This window comes from Arthrobacter sp. RT-1 (genome assembly GCF_003367205.1).
Taxonomy (GTDB): domain Bacteria; phylum Actinomycetota; class Actinomycetes; order Actinomycetales; family Micrococcaceae; genus Arthrobacter.
Map to the genome: position 1 here is coordinate 155,127 of NZ_QRGQ01000002.1, position 20,420 is coordinate 175,546.

General features: G+C 66.8%; 18 protein-coding genes. 10 read left to right on the forward strand and 8 right to left on the reverse strand.

All coding sequences use genetic code 11. The annotated features are described in order from the left end of the window. Positions 1–117: 117 nt before the first annotated feature. On the reverse strand, positions 118–1,215 hold the full coding sequence (locus DXK94_RS02085; RefSeq protein ID WP_115523608.1) for a D-TA family PLP-dependent enzyme: 1,098 nt from the start codon (positions 1,213–1,215) through the stop codon (positions 118–120). Beyond that, complete coding sequence (locus DXK94_RS02090; protein ID WP_115523934.1) at positions 1,212–1,793, reverse strand: TetR/AcrR family transcriptional regulator; 582 nt, start codon at positions 1,791–1,793, stop codon at positions 1,212–1,214. Before DXK94_RS02090 ends, DXK94_RS02085 begins: the two co-directional genes overlap by 4 nt. A 122-nt stretch (positions 1,794–1,915) precedes the next feature. Here DXK94_RS02090 and DXK94_RS02095 point away from each other — a divergent pair, with 122 nt between their 5' ends. Continuing rightward, a complete protein-coding gene (locus DXK94_RS02095) occupies positions 1,916–3,862 on the forward strand; it encodes a primary-amine oxidase (RefSeq protein WP_115523609.1) in 1,947 nt (648 codons plus the stop codon). Between the two features lie 22 nt (positions 3,863–3,884). Next, positions 3,885–4,319, forward strand: coding sequence for a hypothetical protein (locus DXK94_RS02100; protein ID WP_115523610.1), 435 nt, complete (start codon positions 3,885–3,887; stop codon positions 4,317–4,319). A 7-nt stretch (positions 4,320–4,326) separates the two neighbouring features. On the opposite strand, the gene DXK94_RS02105 is transcribed toward DXK94_RS02100, so the two are convergent. The 4 genes from DXK94_RS02105 to DXK94_RS02120 all read right to left on the reverse strand — a co-directional run bounded on the left by DXK94_RS02105 (position 4,327) and on the right by DXK94_RS02120 (position 9,149). Then, entirely contained in the window at positions 4,327–6,042 is a 1,716-nt protein-coding gene (locus DXK94_RS02105) for an alkaline phosphatase D family protein (RefSeq protein WP_115523611.1), read from the reverse strand. A 74-nt stretch (positions 6,043–6,116) separates the two neighbouring features. Continuing rightward, positions 6,117–6,866: a ThuA domain-containing protein gene (locus tag DXK94_RS02110; RefSeq protein ID WP_115523612.1), complete on the reverse strand. Its 750-nt coding sequence runs from the start codon at positions 6,864–6,866 to the stop codon at positions 6,117–6,119. Beyond that, entirely contained in the window at positions 6,866–7,936 is a 1,071-nt protein-coding gene (locus tag DXK94_RS02115; RefSeq protein ID WP_115523935.1) for a Gfo/Idh/MocA family protein, read from the reverse strand. Before DXK94_RS02115 ends, DXK94_RS02110 begins: the two co-directional genes overlap by 1 nt. A 214-nt stretch (positions 7,937–8,150) precedes the next feature. Next, positions 8,151–9,149, reverse strand: coding sequence for a LacI family DNA-binding transcriptional regulator (locus DXK94_RS02120; RefSeq protein WP_115523613.1), 999 nt, complete (start codon positions 9,147–9,149; stop codon positions 8,151–8,153). Positions 9,150–9,362: 213 nt separating this feature from the next. Between DXK94_RS02120 and DXK94_RS02125 the strand changes: the two genes are divergently transcribed. From DXK94_RS02125 to DXK94_RS02155, 7 genes are all read left to right on the forward strand, one after another. Further along, positions 9,363–9,950 carry an XRE family transcriptional regulator gene (locus tag DXK94_RS02125; RefSeq protein WP_258868402.1) on the forward strand — a complete coding sequence of 196 codons (588 nt, stop codon included), beginning with the start codon at positions 9,363–9,365 and terminating at the stop codon, positions 9,948–9,950. Positions 9,951–10,208: 258 nt separating this feature from the next. Next, entirely contained in the window at positions 10,209–11,594 is a 1,386-nt protein-coding gene (glnT, locus tag DXK94_RS02130; RefSeq protein WP_115523615.1) for a type III glutamate--ammonia ligase, read from the forward strand. A gap of 26 nt (positions 11,595–11,620) precedes the next feature. Then, positions 11,621–12,529 carry a glutamine amidotransferase gene (locus DXK94_RS02135; protein ID WP_115523616.1) on the forward strand — a complete coding sequence of 303 codons (909 nt, stop codon included), beginning with the start codon at positions 11,621–11,623 and terminating at the stop codon, positions 12,527–12,529. Then, positions 12,517–13,254 (forward strand): protein glxC, encoded by a 738-nt coding sequence (locus DXK94_RS02140; RefSeq protein ID WP_115523617.1) that lies wholly within the window; start codon positions 12,517–12,519, stop codon positions 13,252–13,254. Before DXK94_RS02135 ends, DXK94_RS02140 begins: the two co-directional genes overlap by 13 nt. A gap of 8 nt (positions 13,255–13,262) precedes the next feature. Beyond that, a complete protein-coding gene (locus DXK94_RS02145; RefSeq protein ID WP_115523618.1) occupies positions 13,263–14,615 on the forward strand; it encodes an FMN-binding glutamate synthase family protein in 1,353 nt (450 codons plus the stop codon). Positions 14,616–14,624: 9 nt separating this feature from the next. Further along, complete coding sequence (locus DXK94_RS02150; protein WP_115523619.1) at positions 14,625–15,770, forward strand: FAD-dependent oxidoreductase; 1,146 nt, start codon at positions 14,625–14,627, stop codon at positions 15,768–15,770. Positions 15,771–15,781: 11 nt separating this feature from the next. Further along, positions 15,782–17,080, forward strand: coding sequence for an allantoate amidohydrolase (locus tag DXK94_RS02155; RefSeq protein WP_258868403.1), 1,299 nt, complete (start codon positions 15,782–15,784; stop codon positions 17,078–17,080). Positions 17,081–17,099: 19 nt separating this feature from the next. Here DXK94_RS02155 and DXK94_RS02160 read toward each other — a convergent pair whose 3' ends face one another. Continuing rightward, positions 17,100–17,663: a dihydrofolate reductase family protein gene (locus DXK94_RS02160; protein ID WP_181884717.1), complete on the reverse strand. Its 564-nt coding sequence runs from the start codon at positions 17,661–17,663 to the stop codon at positions 17,100–17,102. A 261-nt stretch (positions 17,664–17,924) separates the two neighbouring features. Here DXK94_RS02160 and DXK94_RS02165 point away from each other — a divergent pair, with 261 nt between their 5' ends. Then, positions 17,925–19,214 (forward strand): ammonium transporter, encoded by a 1,290-nt coding sequence (locus DXK94_RS02165; protein ID WP_115523622.1) that lies wholly within the window; start codon positions 17,925–17,927, stop codon positions 19,212–19,214. Positions 19,215–19,350: 136 nt separating this feature from the next. Here the strand turns inward: DXK94_RS02165 and DXK94_RS02170 are convergent, their stop codons facing one another. Next, complete coding sequence (locus DXK94_RS02170; RefSeq protein ID WP_258868404.1) at positions 19,351–20,382, reverse strand: family 43 glycosylhydrolase; 1,032 nt, start codon at positions 20,380–20,382, stop codon at positions 19,351–19,353. Positions 20,383–20,420 lie beyond the last annotated feature (38 nt).

Consider the following 20,420-nt stretch of genomic DNA (forward strand, 5'->3'; position numbering starts at 1 on the left):
TCCTGACGACGGCTGGCCATCTGATGTTCCCCGGGAGCTGTGTCCTGCAACACAGTCCCATCAGGTTACGGTCCGCAGGATCTTTTTTCAACGGTTGGCGAAAAAAGAGTGGAAGTGCTACGCGTTCCTGCCGCGGGCCGCCACCGTCCACCGGTCCACGAGCTGCCCGCCGCTGGTGACGGCGACGTTATCCACGAGGTTGATGGCCAGGCAGACGTGGTTCGGGATGACCCGCAGCCGGTCGCCCAGGGCCGGCCTGTTTCCCGGGCCGTGCCACTCGACCGTGGCATGGTGCTCCGAGAGGGCGGTGATCCGGGCCTCCGGATGATCGATCAGGCGGCCATATCCGGTGGCCCAGGCCGGCCGGTCGCTGCCCAGGATCTTGCTTCCGGCATCGATGATGAAGCGTTCCGGGGTACCGGGCGTGCTTGCATGGTGGCTCACCACCGTCGCCGCCACCGTCAGTGCGATGTCCTCCACACCGCACCGGCCAAGCTCAAGCTGCTGGGCGTCGCCGAACACGTAGACGCCCGGGCGCACCTCCGTTGCCACCGAGCTTTCGGTCAGCAGTGCAGTGGGCGTGGATCCACCGCTTCGCACGGTTGCGTTGTGTCCGGCGGCGGCCAGCGCACCCGAAGCCTGCCTGAGCGCCTCCTGCTCCTGTGCCGCTGCTTCCACCGGCATGCCGGGCGCGTAGCTGTGCCCGGGGAAGGTGAACACTCCCGCGACTTCAAGGCCGGCGTCGGACGCTGCTTTTGCCACGTCCGCCGCCGTCTGTGGGCGGACACCGCTGCGGTGATGGCCGCTGTCGATTTCAACCAGCACGCTGACGCTTCGGGCTGCCGGGCCGAGCCCCGCACCGAGCATTGCTGCGCCTTCCGCCGAGTCCACGCCGACGGCGACAGTCACTGTGTCCGCCAAGCGCCGGAGCCGTTCGGCCTTCCCTGGCGAGACCCACAAGGGGTAGGCGATGAAGAGGTCGGTCACCCCTGCGGCTGCGAAGACTTCAGCCTCGCCGATGGTTGCCACCGTGAGTCCGGCGGCCCCAGCTGCCAGTTGGCGGGCGGCGATCTCCGGGATCTTGTGCGTTTTGGCGTGCGGGCGAAGGGTGAGGCCTTTTGCCCGGACGGTTTCAGCCATCCTGGCAATGTTCCGGTCCAGGATGTCGAGGTCCACCAGGATGTCCGGGGTGTCGATGACGGGCGGAATGGTCATAACAGGGCCAGGAATCCCTCGAGCTGCTCCTCGAGCCCGGGATTGGGTGTGCCGTTGCCGAGTGCTGCGGCAATCTGCGCGCCGAGCAGCATGTTCAGGAGCTGGCCCGCCAGGACGGAATCGTCGACGGCGGCACGGACGTCTCCGCTGTCCCTCGCCTCTGCCAGGTAGCGCCGGATGGTGGCCAGCCACTCGCTCATGGACTGCTGATGGATGTCAGCCTTCTGGGGGTCGTTGACCGCCTTCTGCCAGAACGGGATGACGATCCGTGCCTCGTTGATCCGCTCCTCGTCGAGCGGGAGTACTTCCCGGCAGAAGGCCCGCAGGGCGGGCAACCCTGACTTGCCCCGGGTGACGTCCGCGATCCGCTGGTTCGTGCGGTTGAAGACATGGCCGAACGCGAATTCCAGGAGCGTGTCCTTGGTGGGGAAGTAGGGCTTGAGCGCCCCGTTTGCGAAGCCCGCTTCCATGGCGATCTCCCGCATGGTTGCCCCCTCCAGGCCCTGCCGGGCGATGATGCGCCAGGTGGCGTCCACCAGTTCCAGGCGCCGCTCGTCATGGTCAACTATCTTCGGCACCGCGGCCACTCCCCAGGAAATATTTTCGCTCAGACTCTTGTGAGCCATGTTACGGACGTTTATTCTCTACAACTATAGAAAATAAATCCGCAGACCCGAAAGGGTCAGGACAAAGGTTCCCCATGACACTTGCTCCAACCCACGCCACATCAGCCTTCCAACTGGCCACCGGCGACGAAATTTTCGAGGCCCGGTCCATCCTGCAGTCTGAAGGCCACCTCGAGCCGCACCACCGCATCGCCTACCTGGGTTTGGTGGAGCCACCCCGGGGAGCCGCGGCACATACTGTTGACCGGCGCTTCCGCATCTTCATCCACGACGTCTCGGGTGGTGCCCCCAGCGACGTCGTCGTCTCTTTGACGCAGCGCAAGGTGGTGTCCGCCGTCGTGCTTGACACTGCGGTGACCGGAGAACTCCCGGTCCTGGAGGAGGAGTTCGAAGTCGTCGAGGCGCTCCTGGCCGAAGATGAGCGCTGGCTCAAAGCGCTGGTGGACCGGGACCTGGACGTCAACAAAGTCCGGGTTGCCCCGCTCTCCGCCGGCTCGTTCGAGTACACCGAGGAAAAGGGCCGCCGGATCCTGCGCGGCCTGGCGTTTGTCCAGGAATTTCCGGAGGACAGCGCCTGGGCCCATCCCGTGGACGGACTCGTGGCCTATGTTGACGTGGTCAACAAGGAAGTCACCCAGGTGCTGGACCTCGGTGCAATGCCGGTGCCGTCCGAGCACGGCAATTACACGGATCCTGAACTGACCGGCCCGCTCCGCACCACGCAGAAGCCCATCAGCATCACCCAACCGGAAGGCCCCAGCTTCTCAGTTTCGGGCGGCAACCACGTGGAGTGGGAAAAGTGGAGCGTGGATGTGGGCTTCGACGTCCGGGAAGGCGTGGTGCTGCACAACCTCGCCTTCCAGGACGGCGACAACAAGCGCCCCATCATCAACTGCGCCTCGATTGCGGAAATGGTGGTTCCCTACGGGGACCCCTCGCCCATCCGATCCTGGCAGAACTACTTCGACACGGGCGAGTACCTGGTGGGCCAGTACGCGAACTCCCTGGAGCTGGGCTGTGACTGCCTGGGCGACATCACGTACCTCAGCCCGGTGATCAGCGACGCCTTCGGCAACCCGCGCGAGATCCGCAACGGCATCTGCATGCACGAGGAGGACTGGGGCATCCTGTCCAAGCACTCCGACCTGTGGTCCGGCGTCAACTACACCCGCCGCAACCGCCGCCTGGTGATCTCCTTCTTCACCACCATTGGTAACTACGACTACGGCTTCTACTGGTACCTCTACCTGGACGGCACCATCGAATTCGAGGCCAAGGCCACCGGCATCGTCTTCACATCCGCCTTTCCTGAGGGCGGCTCGGACAACATCTCACAGCTGGCACCCGGCCTCGGCGCCCCCTTCCACCAGCACCTGTTCAGCGCCCGCCTGGACATGGCCATCGACGGCTTCATCAACCGAGTGGAGGAGGAGGACGTGGTCCGCCAGGCCATGGGCCCGGACAACGAACGCGGCAATGCGTTCTCCCGCAAGCGCACCGTGCTGGCCCGCGAGTCCGAGGCTGTCCGGGAAGCCGACGCCCGCGCCGGCCGGACCTGGATCATCTCCAATCCGGAGTCCCGCAACCGGCTGGGTGAGCCCGTGGGCTACAAACTCCACTCCGAGAACCAGCCCACCCTGCTGGCCGACCCCGGGTCCTCCATCGCCGCGCGGGCCGCCTTCGCCACCAAGGATCTCTGGGTCACCCGCTACGCCGAGGATGAGCGGTACCCCACGGGCGACTTCGTGAACCAGCATGCAGGCGGCGCAGGTTTGCCCGCGTATGTTGCGCAGGACCGTGACATCGACGGCCAGGACATCGTGGTGTGGCATACCTTCGGCCTGACCCACTTCCCGCGCGTCGAGGACTGGCCCATCATGCCCGTGGACACGGTGGGTTTCAAGCTCCGCCCCGAAGGTTTCTTTGACCGCAGTCCCGTCCTGGACGTGCCGGCCAACCCGAACAAGCCGGCCTCGGGGTCCTGCCACAGCGGGGGCGACAGCGGTGGCTCCTGCCACTAGTACCCGCAGCGGGATCCGGGACATGACGACGACGGCGGGACCGGTTCGCGCCTGCGGGCCCGTCCTGCATCCCCGCGTGTGCGCCGTGGCCACCGCTGTCTCCTGCCTGGTGCATGTGTGGCTGGCGGCTGCCGGCCATCATGGTGTGTGGCTTGGCGTCCTGATGGTGGCGATGGCGGCAGTCTGCGTCCCCTGCACCGTGCACGTGTGGCGGCACAGCCGGGTGGGTGCGCTCCATCAGGTGACCGTCACCGCCGTGCTGATGGCCGTTTTGCATGCGGCATTGCTGCTGGGTATGGCAGGTGCCGGACACGCGCATGGCGGCGGACCGTCGTCGTACGTCCCTGACACGTCCGGGGCTGCCCGCCTGTTGCTGGTCATCGGGCTGGAAATGACGACGGCGATGCTCGCCGCAACGCTGGTGGCGCGGCTTCGGCGGCAGCCGGACCCGGCGTGAGCGGCGTCTACAGCCGTTCCCTCGCCGGCTCGCCGGCTTTGCGGCGGGCGACAGTCATCTCCGCCACGCGTTCCAGCCGTGGGTGCAGGTGATCGCCGCCGTCCACCACCCCTTTTTGCCACCACAGCCTCAGCCCCTCGGGCACCACTTCAAGGCAGGCAAGGTTGTTGTCGAACCAGGGGCCATTGATGCCGGACCAGCGGAACGGCGGGTCCTGGACCTTTGCCGAACGCGCCACAGCCGCGCCCACCGGTGCGGCCAGGCCGTAGGACATGAGCGCCCCGAAGGAGCGCATCACCCGCGGCAGGGGGTTGCGGATGGGTGAGCAGACCGCCTGGATGATGCGGCTGCCCGAGGACCGCTCCACCTCGGAGACATAGGAAAAGTGGACGTCGCCGGACAGGAAGGTAATGGTTTCCGGGGCCGGCCCCCGCCTGCCGTCGGCCACCTCCACCGCCATTGCCGCCACCTGCCGGAAGCTCTTCTGGAACGCGGCCCAATGCTCCAGGTCCGCCGCCTGGCGCAGCTTTTCACCGGCCCGCGCCGCCGGCTTTCCCCAGGCTCCTTCCGAGATGGCTTCGTCCCACGATTCCAGGTGATGCAGGCCCATCGGCAGCAGGAACGGCAGGGACGTCGCCACCAGGACATGGCGGAAGCCGCCCTGCATCCGCTCGTCCAGCCAGGCCATTTCGACGTCGTCCAGGAGGGCACGGCGGTCCGGTTCCAGGTTCCTGGCGGCGCGGGAATCCACCACGATCAGCCGGGTATCCCCGAAATCCCGGCAGTAGCTCCACCGATAGGACTCAGGGTCCCTGTTCGCCCGTTCCGCGAGGCTGTCCAGCTCGTCGCTGAGGTCGAGCTCCTGCGCGCCCCGGTGCGCGGCGACTTTTTGCCACACGGGATCCGCGGCCCGTTCCTGCGGCGACAGGTTGCCCAGGTGCTGGTACACCCAGTAGGACGCCAGCCCGGCCTTGATCCGGCCCCGCCACCAGGGAACATCCTGCATTGCCTGGCGCCAGGACCGTGAGGCGTTCCAGTCGTCCCGGATGTCATGGTCGTCGAAGATCATTGCGCTGGGCAGGGTGGACAGCAGCCACCTGTTGGCCGGGTCCGACCAGGCGAGGTAATAGAGGTGCGCGTACTCTTCGTAGTCCTTCAGCTCCTCGCCGGGCGGTGCCTTGATGTCCCGGCGGGCCTTAATGAACTCCTGCATCTGCTTGCTGGTGGAATCGGCGTAGACCTGGTCCCCCAGGAAGGCAACCAGATCCGGCCACGGCTCGCTGCTGCCGGAGATCATGTTCAGCGCATAGGCCCTTAAGGAGTCCACCCCGTGGCTCCGGTTTCCTGCCGCATCATGCGGCACGCTGGTGCGGCAGGAACCGTAGGCCAAACGCAGGGGCTTGCCGGGGTTGAGGGTGGCAATGACCGGCGGCGGGAATTGGCCGTCCAGACCGGGACCAGCAGCCGCGCGCTGTTCCGGCGCCGGCCAGACGTGTGTTCCGTTGATCTCCACGGTGTAGGGCGTCACCGTTCCCGGCCCGAGGCCCTCCACTTCCACCAGCGCATAGTGGTGGCCGTGCACTGCGAACGTGGGGACTGCCCACTCCCCGGCACTGGTCTTGACCTTGACCCGGGCAGTATCACGGGTTTCCACCCAGATACTCGCCGACGTCTCGTCCACGTACCGCATCATGGGGCCTAGCACCAGCGCTGGGGTAGTCATCTCTCAGTTGTACCCGCTGGCGGCCGGACGGGCTATGGGAGAAACCGCAGAATTGTGGTCGGCATCGTGAAATGCTAAGCGTTCTCGAACCATTCCCTCTGCGGGTTGGTGACCTCCGGGGCCGAACGGTGCAGTCCGGGCTGGGCTGCCCACTTCACCCCATTGGCCAGGACCCGCTGGATCTGCGGGTGGTGGTAGACCGGGTATTCCTGGTCGCCGGGGCTGAAGTAGAAGATCCGCCCTTTGCCGCGGGTGAACGTGACGCCGGAGCGGAACACCTCGCCGCCCGCGAAGGAGCTGATGAAGATCAGGTCGTCCGGGTCCGGGATATCGAACAGTTCGCCGTACATCTCCTGCTCGGGGATAACGATGGGGCTGTCCACGCCCTCGGCGATGGGGTGTGAGGGCTTCACGGTCCACACCAGCTCGCGCTCGCCGTCATTCCGCCAGGCGAGGGAGCAGCTGGTGCCCAGCAGCTTGGTGAAGACCTTGGCGAAGTGCCCCGAGTGGAGCACGATCAGCCCCATACCGCCCAGCACGTTCCTGTGGACGCGTTCGACGACGGCGTCGCTCACCTCGTGGTGGGCCATGTGTCCCCACCAGAGCAGGACGTCCGTCTCGGCGAGCACCTCCTCGTCCAGGCCGTGCTCGTCGTCGGTGGCCAGGACCGCCGTCGTGATTTCCGCGTCCGGGTAGTAGGGGCGAAGGCCCGCGGCGATGGCGCCGTGGATGCCGTCAGGGTAGATCTCGCCGATATGGGACGGCTCGTTGATGGCCTCGTGGACGCCTTCGTTCCACACCCGGATCCTTAGCTTGCCGTTCATTAGAGACGAACCTCCCTCTGCTCCAGCGCGGACTGGTAGCACGCGTCGATGATCTGTGCACGGTAGAGCGCCAGGGAGCCATCATGCTCACCCCAGACTGCCTCGCCGCCCCGCACTGCCGTGATGAAGTCTTCCACCACTCCGTCGTGGGCGCGGCCCGGCAGCACCGGCGGGACATAGTCTGCCGATTCGCCGTCCTTGTCCGTAAACACCCGAAGCTGTCCGACGGTCGGGAAAGGTGCGCCCTGCACCTTTAGTTCGGCTCCGCCATCGGTGCCGTAAACCGTGAAGTCCAGGAGGTCGTCCGATTCCCGGTAGGTGGCCCAGCTTGCTTCGACCAGGAGGGTTCCGCCGCCCTCAAGCCGAAGGAACGCGGAGGCGAAGTCTTCGACGTCGAAAACGTGGCTGGAGGCGAGGGCAGAGTACTCGTTCCCGCCGCCGCGCCCCTGCGGGCCCAGCTCGGAGTGGGTGGCGGCGGACACGGCCACCACCTTCGGTTCGCCCAGCAAGTGCAGGGCGTAGTCGAGGGCGTGGACGCCGATGTCCGCCAACGGCCCGCCGCCGGCGAGTTCGGGATTAGTGAACCAGCTGCCCAGCGTGGGGATGCCGGAACGGCGCAGCCAGGATGCCTTCGCGTAGTACGGGCGGCCCAGGCCGCCCTCGTCGATGACACCCTTGAGTGCCTGGATATCGCCGCGGCGGCGGTGGTTGAAGGCGACGTCCAGGACACGCCCGGCCTTACGGGCCGCGTCCACCATGGCCTGGCCTTCGACGGCGTTCCGTGCGATGGGCTTCTCGCTCAGCACATGAATTCCGCGCTCCAGGGCTGCGACCGCGATGGGTGCGTGCAGGAAGGTGGGCACTGCGACGCTGATCGCATCCAGGCCGCCATGGTCCAGCATGTCTTTCCAGTCCGCGAACGCATTAGGAATGGAGTATTCGGCCTGCAGGGACTCGCGGAGTTCCTGCTCCATCCCGGCCAGCGAAACGATGCTGACGCCGTCCAGTGCCTCATAGGCCTTCAGGTGCTGCTGGCCGGCCCAACCGATGCCAACGACTCCCACCCGCAAATCCTGGGCCCGTGCTCCGTCCGGGAGAGCTGCGGGCTGCGTTGACGACTGCTGCTCGTGGTTCAAAAGATGCGTCCTTACGTGTGTCGGCTGGGAGAGTGGGGGCAGGAATTGGAATCGATTCCAAATTGAAGGGGTTTCTAGCACGCTTGAAGCTTTGGAATCGATTCCAAAAAGAATGGCAGCTATCCGTTGCGGCTGTCAACCCCTGGCGCTAGTTCCTGGTGGAGTCGCGGACCACGAGTTGATGCGGAAGGAACGTGCGCCCGCGGCGGTGCCCGCCCGGTTCCGTCATGCGGGCGAAAAGTGCCTCAAAGGCCACCCGGCCCATCTCATAGGCGGGCTGCCGGATGGTGGTCAACTCTGGAACGCACATTTCCGCCTGGATGGAGTCGTCGAAACCCGCCACGGCGACATCCTCCGGAACCCGCAGGCCGGCGTCCGTGATTTCCCGGACGCACCCGGCCGCCACCGTATCGCTGCCGCAGAAAACGGCATCCGGCAGCGGGTCCAGCCGCAGGAGATCCTTGGCGAGGCGGCGTCCGGCGTGGAAGTCGAACTCGCCCTCGGCCAGGAGCAGATGTTCCGGCGACAAACCCGCTTGGGCGGCGGCTTCCCGGAAGCCTTCCTCACGCAGCCGGCCGGAGCGTGCCAGCCTGTTGCCGATCATCGCCAGGCGGCGGCTCCCCGATTGGATGAGGTGCTCCGTGATGTCGAAGGCCGCCTGCCGGTCATCGATGGAAACACCAAACGCAGCCTCGGAATCAACGATTTCGCAGACCTGGACAACGCTCAACTGCTCTGCCAGCGCTTCAACCTCGGCATCCGGCATGGTGGGCGAAAACAGGATGAGGCCATCCACCGAGCCGTTGCGCAGCATGTCCACCAGCTGCTGTTCGCGTTCGAGGTCCCCGGAGGTGGGCGCAATCAGGCTGACGTAGCCGGATAATGCCGCTGCGTCACCGAATCCCCGGAAGGCCTCGCTGATCACAGGGGAGTTGAGGTTCTTCGCGAGCGCCAGGACGCGCATGGTCCGGTCGCGGCGCAGGTCACGGGCGGAGGCGAGGGGCCGGTAGTTGAGCTTGCGGATGGCCCCCGTGACCTTTTCCTTGCTCGCTGCGCTGACGGCCGGACTCCCGTTCAGGACGCGGGAGACGGTCCCGACGGACACTCCAGCCGTTTTGGCGACGTCCTGGACTGTCGCTCGCGCCATGTGTCGTTTCCTTCCGCGACCAATGACCTAGGTCCTCGCTGCCATGCCCGTGCCGTCCAGTGCTGTGGCTGGTTTTCCCAGCATAACCCGCCTATGGGTCCCTAACCCGAGCCACCGTGCGAGTCCAGGGCGCAGTTGGCGCCGAAGCTGCAGCGCAGCGAAACGCCTGAGGCGGCAGGCCTGCTGGGGGTTGGGCCACCTAAGATGGCTGACATGACCGATCACGCCCGGGAAGAGGTTGCCGGAAAACTCGAACAGGTGATCGCTGCCCAGCTCCGGCATTACCGCACCTCCCAGGGCTTGTCCTCCGCTGAGCTTGCAAGCCGCACGGGGATGTCCAAAGCCATGATCTCCAAGATCGAGACGGCCAGTACGTCCTGTTCGCTGACCAGCCTGCAGCGCCTCGCTGACGGACTCAAGATCCCCGTGACGGCACTGTTCCGCGGTGCGGACACGGACCGGGACGCGACGTTCACCAAAAGCGGCGAAGGCAGCCTCACTGTCCGCAGCGGCACCCAGCACGGGCACGAATACCGCGTCCTGGGAACCCTCAAGGGCCGCACCGATGCCCTGGAGCCCACCCTCGTGACCCTGACCGACGCGTCAGACGTTTTCCCGCTCTTCCAGCACCCTGGCACTGAATTCATCTACATGCTCGCCGGCAAAATGGTCTACGGCCACGGCCAGTACGAATACACCATGGAATCCGGAGACTCGCTCCTGCTCGATGGCGAAGGCCCGCACGGTCCGCTGGAGCTGCTGGAGCTGCCCATCCGTTTCCTCGCGGTAGCCGCCAAGTAGGACAGCCTCCGAACGAGCCGGACCAGCCGCACCCGCCGTGGCCAGCCGCGGTTCGAGCGCGCCGAGGCGATTCCTGTTCCGCCCGAGCTCCTTCACCTGAAGTACTCCTGCCCCGCCCGGCAGCGCTTGCTGCTGCCATCTCCCGCGTCCCCGACTTCCAGATTTAACAAACGCCGCGAACAGCTGAAACATCACTTTGACTACTCTGGTTCAACACGGTTTCATAAGAAGCAACAGCAAGCGAACAGGACAGTTTCGATGACAAGTCTCGCAACCCCTGAAGTACAGGCAGCCGGGCCGGCGGCAGCGGACGCCAGCCGGATTTCCCTGGCGGATATTGCCAAAGCCCACGGCGTCCGCTTCCTGCTGGCCACCTTCGTGGACATGACGGGGAAGCCCTGCGCCAAGCTTGTGCCGGTGGAAGCCGCCGATGAGCTCGAAAATGGTGCCATGGGCTTTGCCGGCTACGCCGCGGGCCTTATCGGGCAGAAGCCGCAGGACTCAGACCTGATCGCTGTTCCCGATCTGGCGTCCTTCACGCCGGTTCCCTTCATCAAGGAGGGCCTTGCCATCATCCACTGCGACCCGTACGTCGACGGCAAGCCCTGGCCCTACGCCCCCCGGGTGATCCTGAAGAACACCCTCGCCCGCCTCGCAAACAATGGGATGCAGGCCAAGGTGGGGGCGGAGGTTGAATACTTCCTGGTGAAGAAGAACGACGACGGAACGCTGAGTACCGCCGACGCCCGGGACGATTCGCCCCGCCCCTGCTACGACGCCCGCGGCGTCACCCGCATGTATGACCACCTCACCTCCATCTCGGACGCGATCAATGGGCTGGGCTGGGGCAACTACGCCAACGACCACGAAGACGCCGCGGGCCAGTTCGAGCAGAACTTCAACTACGCGGATGCCCTCACCACCGCTGACCGCGTGGTGACCCTGCGCTACATCCTGAACATCCTGGCCGAACAGCGCGGCATGACCGCAACGTTCATGCCCAAGCCCTTCACGGACCGCACCGGCACCGGCCTCCACTTCCACCTGTCCCTCTGGTCCGGAACCGAAGCGCTGTTCCCGGCGGGCGGGAGCCCGGACGACGACGGCCGGGGCCTTGGAATCTCCAGCCTCGCCTATTCATTCATCGCCGGCATCCTGGACCATGCCCCCGCGCTTCAGGCGTTCCTCGCACCGACCGTCAACTCCTACAAGCGCACGGGCGCCACCACCAGCTCCTCCGGCGCCACGTGGTCACCGCGCAAGGCGTCCTTCGGCGGCAACGACCGCACGCACATGATCCGCGTGCCGGACAACAAGCGGATTGAGCTGCGCTCCGGGGACGGCTCCGCAAACCCCTACTTGGCCATCGCGACAGCCATCGCGGCAGGACTGGACGGCGTGGAGAAAGCCGCCGACCCCGGTGCTCCCTCCGGACCCGGCGAGTCCAGGCCCGACGCGCACCTCCTGCCGGCCACCCTGCTCCACGCCGTGGAAGCACTGCGGAAAGACCCTGTGATCCTCTCCAGCCTCAGCGGTGACGCCCGGATCGGCGCCTATTACGCCGACGCCAAGGAAGAGGAATTCCTGAGCTGGCACAACCAGGTCAGCGACTGGGAAATCCGCACGTATTTGACCTCCATCTGATCCCCACCGAGTAAAGGACCCCCACCATGTGCGGAATCGCCGCGCTGCAGCTGCGCAATCCCTCGCTGCATCCCCAGATGGGCAGCCTGCTGTCCTCCATGCTGTGCCAGATCGTGGACCGCGGGCCGGACTCCGCCGGCCTGGCCGTCTACAACACCCCCGGGCTGGTGTCGGACGGCACCTCCACCCTCAGCCTCCTCGGCAAGGACCAGGGCATGACGACGGCGGCCATCACCGCAGGCGTCGCCGCCATGCTCCCGACCGGCGCGGCAGCAGCAACGAAAGTGGTGGGAGACACCACCCTGGTGAGCGCCGCCGTCGGGACTGACCTGCTGGTGAAGGCCGTCAGCGAAACCCTGCCCGGCGCCACCATCATCGGCCGCGGCGAGCACGTGGCAGTGATGAAAAGCGTGGGCCATCCCATGGACATCGCCGCCGAGCACGGCCTCGAGGCAATGGCCGGAAGCCAGGGCCTGTCCCACACCCGGATGGCCACCGAATCCGCCGTGACCGCAGGCGGCTCCCACCCCTTCTCGGTTGCCGACGACCTGTGCCTGGTCCACAACGGCTCCTTCTCCAACCACGCCACGGTGCGCCGCGACCTCAAGCGCGAAGGCGTGGTGTTCGACTCCGAAAACGACACCGAGGTGGGCGCACGCTACGTCGCTTCCCGGCTCAAGCAGGGCGACACCCTGGAGGAAGCCCTGGTGAACCTGGGCAAGGTCCTGGACGGTTTCTACACCCTGGTGGTCACCACTGCCGACAGCATGGCCGTGGTCCGGGACCCCATCGCCTGCAAACCGGCCATCATCGCCGAAACGGATGACTACGTGGCCATGGCCTCCGAATACCGCGCCCTGGCCGGCCTGCCCGGCATCGACAACGCCCGCATCTTTGAACCGGAACCCGGAAAGGTCTACACATGGTCACTCTGACAGCCCCCGAAAACATCGCGACGGACGTCCCGGCAGCAGACGGGCCCGCCACCACCACGGTGGACCTGGACGCCAGCACCGTCCGCGGACTCAACCAAGGCATCCACGACGCCGTGGACGGACAGGCCTGGACCGTCACCAACCCCGGCGGCAAGCACAGCCTGGCCGTCGGCATCACTACCGACATCAAGGTGACCATCGAAGGCCATGCCGGCTACTACGCAGCCGGGATGCACCAAAAAGGCGACGTGACCATCACCGGCAATGCCGGCGTCGGACTGGCCGAGAACATCATGTCCGGCAGGGTCCACGTGAAAGGCGACGCATCGCAGTCCGCTGCGGCCACCGGCCATGGCGGCCTGGTGGTCATCGACGGGAACGCCGGCGCACGCTGCGGCATCTCCATGAAGGGGGTGGACATCGTGGTGGGCGGCAACATCGGCCACATGTCCGCGTTCATGGCGCAGGCCGGCCGCCTGGTGGTCTGCGGCGATGCCGGAGACGCCCTGGGCGACTCCATCTATGAGGCCCGGATCTACGTCAAGGGCACCGTCGCCTCCCTCGGCGCGGACTGCGTCGAAAAGCCGCTGCAGGCCGAGCACCTCGCCGAGCTGGCGGAGCTGCTCGCCGCCGCCGGCCGCACGGACAACCCCGCCGACTTCAAGCGCTACGGCTCAGCCCGGAACCTTTACCACTTCCACGTCGACAACTCGACGTCGTACTAGGAGCCACCATGACCATCACCTCCGTTCCGCAGCAGGCGCCCACCCAGAACATCGCTGAACTGGGCCTGCGCGAATCCGCCACGTTCGACCGCGCCACCATCGCCGACATCCAGCGCGCCGCCGCCACCGGCGTCTACGACATCCGCGGCTGGGGCGCCAAGCGCAAGGTCCCGCACTTCGACGACCTGCTCTTCCTCGGCGCCTCCATGTCCCGCTACCCGTTGGAGGGCTACCGCGAAAAGTGCGATACCGACGTCGTCCTCGGCGACCGGCACGCCAGCAAGCCGCTGCACCTGCAGACCCCGGTGACCATCGCCGGCATGAGCTTCGGCGCACTGTCCGCCAACGCCAAGGAGGCGCTGGGCCGCGGCGCGTCTGAGGTGGGCACCTCCACCACAACGGGCGACGGCGGCATGACGCCTGAGGAGCGCGGCCAGTCCAAGCACCTGGTGTACCAGTACCTGCCGTCCCGCTACGGCATGAACCCGGACGACCTGCGCAAGGCCGACGCCATTGAAATCGTGCTGGGCCAGGGCGCCAAGCCCGGCGGCGGCGGGATGCTCCTGGGCCAAAAGATCACCGAGCGCGTGGCCGGGATGCGGACGCTGCCGGTGGGCATCGACCAGCGCTCTGCGAGCCGGCACCCGGACTGGACCGGTCCGGACGACCTCGAAATCAAGATCGGCGAACTGCGGGAAATCACCGACTGGAAGACCCCCATCTACGTCAAGATCGGCGCCTCCCGGCCGTACTACGACACCGCGCTCGCCGTGAAGTCCGGCGCGGACGTTGTGGTGGTGGACGGGATGCAGGGCGGGACCGCCGCGACGCAGCAGGTGTTCATCGAGAACGTCGGCATCCCCACCCTCGCCGCCATCCCGCAGGCTGTCCAAGCGCTGCAGGAGCTCGGGGTCCACCGCAAGGTCCAGCTCATCGTCTCCGGCGGCATCCGCACGGGCGCGGACGTCGCCAAGGCCATGGCTTTGGGTGCCGACGCCGTCGCCATCGGCACTGCGGCGCTGATCGCCCTGGGTGACAACGATCCCCGCTACGCCGCTGAATACTCTGCCCTCGGTTCCGCCGCCGGTTTCTATGACGACTTCCAGGACGGCCGCGACCCCGCCGGCATCACCACCCAGGACCCGGAGCTCGCCTCCCGGCTGGACCCGGTAGCCGCCGGACGCCGCCTGGCCAACTACCTGCGGGTCCTCACCATGGAAGCCCAGACCATTGCGCGGGCCTGCGGAAAGTCGCACCTGCACAACCTGGAGCCCGAGGACCTGGTGGCCCTCACCATCGAGGCTTCCGCCATGGCCCGCGTGCCGCTGGCAGGCACCTCCTGGATCCCCGGCGCAGGCTAGGAGCACTCCGTGACTGATTCGTCCGATTATGTGGTGGTGGGTGCCGGCCTGGCCGGCGCCGCCACCGCCTGGCAACTTGCGGCCCGCGGCCACCAGGTGACCATCCTGGAACGCAACGTCCCCGCCAGCCACGACGCCAGCTCACACGGCTCCGCCCGGATCTTCCGCTACGCCTACCCGGACCCCTTCTACACGCGGGCGGTACTGGAATCCAAGGCACTGTGGGACGGGCTCGCCCTGGACACCGGCACACAGCTGATCACCCCGTTCGGCGCCGTGGATTACGGCCCCGAACGCAACCCTGCACTGCTCGCCGGGGTGCTGGCCGCCGTCGGGGTTGAGCACGAACTGCTCTCGGCTGCCGACGCCAGGACGCGCTGGCCGCAGATCGCCTTCGATACCGAGGTCCTCTGGCATCCCGGCGCCGGCGTCATCGATGCCGAAACCGCCGTCAACGCCATGGTTGCCCTGGCAGTGCGCAACGGCGCCGAGGTGCTGACCGGCTGGAGCCTGAACAGCATGGAGCGCAACGGCAGCGGCTACCGCCTCATTTCCGCCACGGGGGAAACGCTCGACGCCGGCAACGTCGTCATCAGCGCCGGCGGCTGGCTGCCGGAGCTGCTGGGGCAGCTGCCCCTTCCGGAAGGGTTCCTTGCCGGGCTGCCGGAGATCACCGTCCGGCAGGAACAGGCGTTCCACTTCAAATACCGGGACCCCGAGGGTTCAGGCCAGTGGCCCACCTTCATCCACAAGGCCGCCGACATCCAGACATACGGCCTTCCCGGCGGGCGCGACGCAGGCTTTGCCGGGCAAAAGGTGGCCGAGTACAACGGCGGCCCGTTCATCCCCTCCGCGGCTCAGCAAACCGGCGTCGTTGATCCGGCCAACCGGGACCGCGTGAAGGACTACGTCCGGCGCTACCTGCCGGGCCTGGACCCCGAGCCGTACGCGGAAACCACCTGTCTCTTCACGAACACACCCAACGAAGACTTCATCATCGACCGCGCGGACAACCTGACCATCCTGTCGCCCTGTTCCGGGCACGGGGCCAAGTTCGCGCCGCTCATCGGCCAATGGGCTGCAGACCTCGCCACCGGGGCCGGCGGTGTCCCGCCGCGGTTCCGGCCCGCGTCGTCCACAGCTGTGACCACATAGAACGGATACCAGTGAGCCTTTCACAGACAGCACCCCCGGCGGACCCCACGGCGGATGCCCGCCCTGCTGCCGCAACCAGCCCATCCAGTGTGACCAGCCTGCTGCAGGACATCTCCACGATCGGCAGGGACACGTCACGCGGCGGCTATTCGCGGCCGGTCTTCTCCACCGCCGAAACCGACCTGCGCAACTGGTTTATCGAGCAGGCAGGCCGGCGCGGGCTGGACGTCGCCACGGACCACAACGGGATCATCTGGGCCTGGTGGGACACCTCCGCCGGCACCCGCAGGGACGCCGTTGTTACCGGCAGCCACCTGGACTCCGTTCCCGGCGGCGGCGAGTACGACGGCCCGCTGGGTGTCGCATCGGCCCTGGTCGCCGTCGACATCCTCAAAGCCCGCGGACTCCGCCCCCGGCGGCCGCTGGCCATCGCCGTCTTTCCCGAGGAGGAGGGCTCGCGGTTCGGCGTGGCCTGCCTGGGCTCCCGTCTATTGACCGGCGAGCTGGATCCGGACAAGGCGCGCCGGCTCAAAGACCCGGACGGCAACACGTTCGCCGACGTCGCTGCCGCCAACGGCCAGGACCCACGGCTGATCGGTGCGGACTACAAGACGCTGCAGCAGCTGGGGGTCTTCGTGGAGCTGCATGTGGAACAGGGCAGGGGACTGGTTGACCTGAACCAGCCCGTGGCCGTTGGCTCCTCAATCCTGGGCCACGGCCGCTGGAAACTCAGCATCAGCGGGCAGGGCAACCACGCCGGCACCACGCTGATGGCGGACCGCAAGGACCCCATGATCGCTGCCGCCAAGATCATGGTGAACATCCGCGATACCGCCAGGAAGTACCGGGACGCACGTGCCACGGTCGGCAGGGTCCAGCCCGTTCCGGGCGGGACCAATGTGATCGCTTCCAGGGTGGACCTGTGGATCGACGTCAGGCATCCGGACGACTCCGTCACCGCGGCCCTGGTGGAAGCCATCGGCCTCAACGCCCAGGTGTTCGCCGCGGAGGAAGGCTGCGGCGCCAGCCTCACCATGGAATCGCTCAGCCCCACAGTGCATTTCGACGGCGGCCTGCGGGACCGGCTGAAGGAACTGCTTCCCGGAGCGCCGGTCCTGGACACCGGCGCCGGGCACGATGCCGGCGTCCTGGCCAGCCACATTCCCACGGCCATGCTGTTCGTCAGGAACCCCACCGGCATCTCGCATTCCCCGGACGAGCTGGTGGAGGACTGGGACGCGGAAGCCGGTGCCGTGGCGCTGGCAGATGCACTCGCCGGGCTGATGGGCGAGGCACGCGCCATCGGATAGCGGCTGTGGCCCGTTGTCTTCAGTGCCGTACGCGGTAATTCATGAGGACACAGCCCCCGTCGAGGACGCGCGACTCCTCGAGTTCGAGGCCGGTGCGCCGGGGCTGCGGCCGGAAGAAGGGGACGCCGGAGCCCAGCAGCACGGGATGCACATTGAGGCTGACCTCGTCGATCAGACCGGCTTCGAAGAGCGATCCGGCGAGCTCGCCGCCGCCCATCAGGCAGATCCCCTTGCCCGGCTGTTCCTTGAGGTGTTTGACGAATCCCGCGGCATCGGCGGACACCAGTTCCACTCCGGGCGGGGACTCTTTCAGCGTGCGGGAGAGGATGTAGGTGGCGACCGTCGGAATGCCGGTGGCCTCGTTGCTTGCCGAGCGGCTGCCCGGGTCTGCCTCGCCGCTCATGCCCTGGGCGGCGGCGAACTCCCACGTCTTCCGGCCCATCAGGATGGCGTCCACCGTAGTCCAGTACTCCGCCGTGATGTCTTCCACGTCCCTGCTGAAGTGCAGCCAGTCAATGGCACCGCCGCTGCCGGCGATGTACCCGTCGAGGCTGCACGCCGCGCCGTATGTCACGGTCCGCATGATGCGTCCTTTCCTCCTGCCCTTACTTGCAGGGTACGCGCGTCCCGCGTGTAAGGAAGGGGCTGGTGAAACTCGCGTGCGGACGACTGAAACCATCATTTAACACATCCGAAACCCACCCAAAAAAGCCCGCCATACAGTTGGAACCAGACGGCAATAGCCGCCCTCCGATGAACGTGGTACTGACTCCGCGTCCCTCCTCCGGAGTGGCTTTGACGGGCGATTTCCGTTCTCTCCTCGCATCACGAAAGGGGTTTCCCAATGGATTCGGGAAATGTCGCTTGGATATTGGCCAGCTCGGCGCTGGTCTGCATGATGATCCCCGCCCTGGCCCTGTTCTACGGGGGCATGGTGGGGTCGCGCCGCATTCTCAACATGATGATGATGTGCTTTGGCGGCGCCAGCCTGGTGGCTGTCCTCTGGGCACTGTTTGGGTACTCGATGGCCTTCGGAAATTCCGTGGGCGGACTGGGCCTGATCGGTGACGTCACCGAGTTCCCCGGGATGGGGCAGCTGCTGGCCGCGGATGAAGAGGCGTCCATCCCGGTCATCCTGTTCGCCGCGTTCCAGCTCTTCTTCGCCTGCGTCACCACGGCGCTGGTGGCGGGAGCTGCGGCCGGGCGCATGAAGTTCGGCGCGTGGATGCTGTTCGCCGGCATCTGGGCCACCATCGTCTATTTCCCCATCGCGCACTGGGTGTTCGCCTTCTCGTCGGCGGACGGCAGCGTGACCGGCGGCTGGATCGCCAGCGGCATCAAGGCCATCGACTTCGCCGGCGGCACCGCCGTGCACATGAACGCCGGCGCGGCCGCCCTCGCCCTGGCACTGGTCCTCGGCAAGAGCTCCGGCTGGCCCAAAGTGGAACACGCGAAACCGCACAGCCGGCCGCTGGTGCTCATCGGCGCCGGATTGCTGTGGGTGGGCTGGTTCGGGTTCAATGCAGGCTCGGCACTGTCCGCCGGCCAGTCGGCGTCGGTGGTTTTCCTGAACACCGCCGTGGCTGCTTCAGCGGGCCTCCTCGCCTGGGCACTTGTTGAGCGCCTCCGCCGCGGGGCCGCCACCAGCATGGGCGCAGCGTCCGGCCTGATTTCCGCGCTGGTCGCCATCACCCCGGCATGTGGTTCCGTCAGCCCGCTGGGTGCCGTGGCTATCGGCCTGATTGCCGGTGCCGTCTGCTCGCTGGCCATCGAACTGAAGTTCCGCCTGGGCTACGACGACTCGCTCGACGTCGTCGGTGTCCACCTGGTGGGCGGCATCCTCGGCACCCTGCTGATCGGCCTCTTCGCCACCGACGCCGCCCCCAACGCCGTCAACGGCCTCTTCTACGGAGGCGGCGTTGAACTGCTGGGCGTCCAGGCGCTGGCAACCGTCACAGTGCTGGTCTACTCCTTCGGCATCACCTGGATCCTCGCGAAGATCCTGGACAAGACGATCGGCCTGCGCATCAACCCCGAGGACGAAATGCGCGGCATCGACCTCGCCGCACACTCCGAGCTTGCATACCTCACGGACGAGGACCCGGTGGACCTGGGCTCCCCGCAGCGTGCGTAGGGACCTCCCGGAAGTCCGGTAACCACTCCGGCGGACGAGTCAGGCAGAGGGCCAAACCTTGGACCGGTGCCAGCAGCAGCTGGCTTATAGTTCCAAGGTTTGGCCTTTTGTCGTGCCGGTTCTGCTGCCTGCTCTACTAGTGCTCGCTGCAGACCAGGTTGCCGTTCCGCACTTCCAGGACGGCCGCCCGGACGTGGCTGAGGCGTGTCCTGCGCTCCGGGTCCATGGCGCCGATGTCTTCGCCGCCCCAATGCGGATGGGTGAAATACACCAGCAGGGCGCGTTCCCTGCCGTCCTCCCCGGGTGCCAGGGGAACCACGTCCGCATGGCGTCCGACGACGGGCCTTCCCTCCACGGATTCGGGGGCCGTGAGGATGAGGCCGCCACGGTGTTCCTGCCGCGTCCAGTTGCCTGTGGCGTCGGCGGAGCGGTAGACCGCCTGGCCACGCCACTCGTCCACGGTCATCCAGTAGTGGCCCTCCAGCCGGAACACCTTCGGTCCTTCATGCGGGCGGCCGGGGATCGTGAGGCCTTCCAGTACCCACGACGACGGGTCCTGGGGCCTGTCGCTGACCGCGCTGTAGGTGTTGGAGCCGCGGGCTTCGTCCTTGTACCAGAGCCGGTAGCGGCCATCGCCGCAGCGTGCGACGGCGGCATCAATGACCCGGGGCGAGTCCAGGTCTATCTGCCCCAGGTACTCCCACGCCTCGAGGTCCGGGCTGGCGAACTGCACAATGGACGCGCTCCCGGCCCAGTCCGTCCGGACGCCGCCAAGCACGGTCAGGTACATGATCCACTGGTCCCCAATGCGCACGACGTCGGGCGCCCAGAGTGTAGCGGGACGTTCAGTTTCCGGCGGCACCAGTCCGTCCGCAGTGCCTTGGTAGTTCCAGGTGGCCCCGCCGTCGGAAGACCGCCCGACGCCGATGGCCGTGCCATGTACCCATTCCACGCCCGTCAGCCCGGGTTTCGTGGCGCGGCGCTGGGTGTAGAACAGCACCCACTCGCCCTTCAGGTGGTCGGCCACGATGACGGGATCGGTGGGTCCGTCCCAGACGGGATCACGGTAGGGGACCGAAAACGCGTCCGCGCGCAGCGGAAGAAGATGCCGCAGGGGAGCCCGCCCGACAGACGGGATGGCCACCGTGGCGGCGGGCTGCTGGTGCACGACTTCTCCAACGTTGTAGTTCTGGTTGCACCAAGAAT

Coding starts and splice junctions, on each gene's coding strand:
- DXK94_RS02120 (WP_115523613.1), bottom strand. CDS start 9,149: ATGGCGCGAGCGACAGTCCAGGACGTCGCCAAAACGGCTGGAGTGTCC.
- DXK94_RS02140 (WP_115523617.1), top strand. CDS start 12,517: ATGGTCACTCTGACAGCCCCCGAAAACATCGCGACGGACGTCCCGGCA.
- DXK94_RS02125 (WP_258868402.1), top strand. CDS start 9,363: ATGACCGATCACGCCCGGGAAGAGGTTGCCGGAAAACTCGAACAGGTG.
- DXK94_RS02105 (WP_115523611.1), bottom strand. CDS start 6,042: ATGACTACCCCAGCGCTGGTGCTAGGCCCCATGATGCGGTACGTGGAC.
- DXK94_RS02095 (WP_115523609.1), top strand. CDS start 1,916: ATGACACTTGCTCCAACCCACGCCACATCAGCCTTCCAACTGGCCACC.
- DXK94_RS02085 (WP_115523608.1), bottom strand. CDS start 1,215: ATGACCATTCCGCCCGTCATCGACACCCCGGACATCCTGGTGGACCTC.
- DXK94_RS02165 (WP_115523622.1), top strand. CDS start 17,925: ATGGATTCGGGAAATGTCGCTTGGATATTGGCCAGCTCGGCGCTGGTC.
- DXK94_RS02135 (WP_115523616.1), top strand. CDS start 11,621: ATGTGCGGAATCGCCGCGCTGCAGCTGCGCAATCCCTCGCTGCATCCC.
- DXK94_RS02100 (WP_115523610.1), top strand. CDS start 3,885: ATGACGACGACGGCGGGACCGGTTCGCGCCTGCGGGCCCGTCCTGCAT.
- DXK94_RS02145 (WP_115523618.1), top strand. CDS start 13,263: ATGACCATCACCTCCGTTCCGCAGCAGGCGCCCACCCAGAACATCGCT.
- glnT (WP_115523615.1), top strand. CDS start 10,209: ATGACAAGTCTCGCAACCCCTGAAGTACAGGCAGCCGGGCCGGCGGCA.
- DXK94_RS02160 (WP_181884717.1), bottom strand. CDS start 17,663: ATGCGGACCGTGACATACGGCGCGGCGTGCAGCCTCGACGGGTACATC.
- DXK94_RS02110 (WP_115523612.1), bottom strand. CDS start 6,866: ATGAACGGCAAGCTAAGGATCCGGGTGTGGAACGAAGGCGTCCACGAG.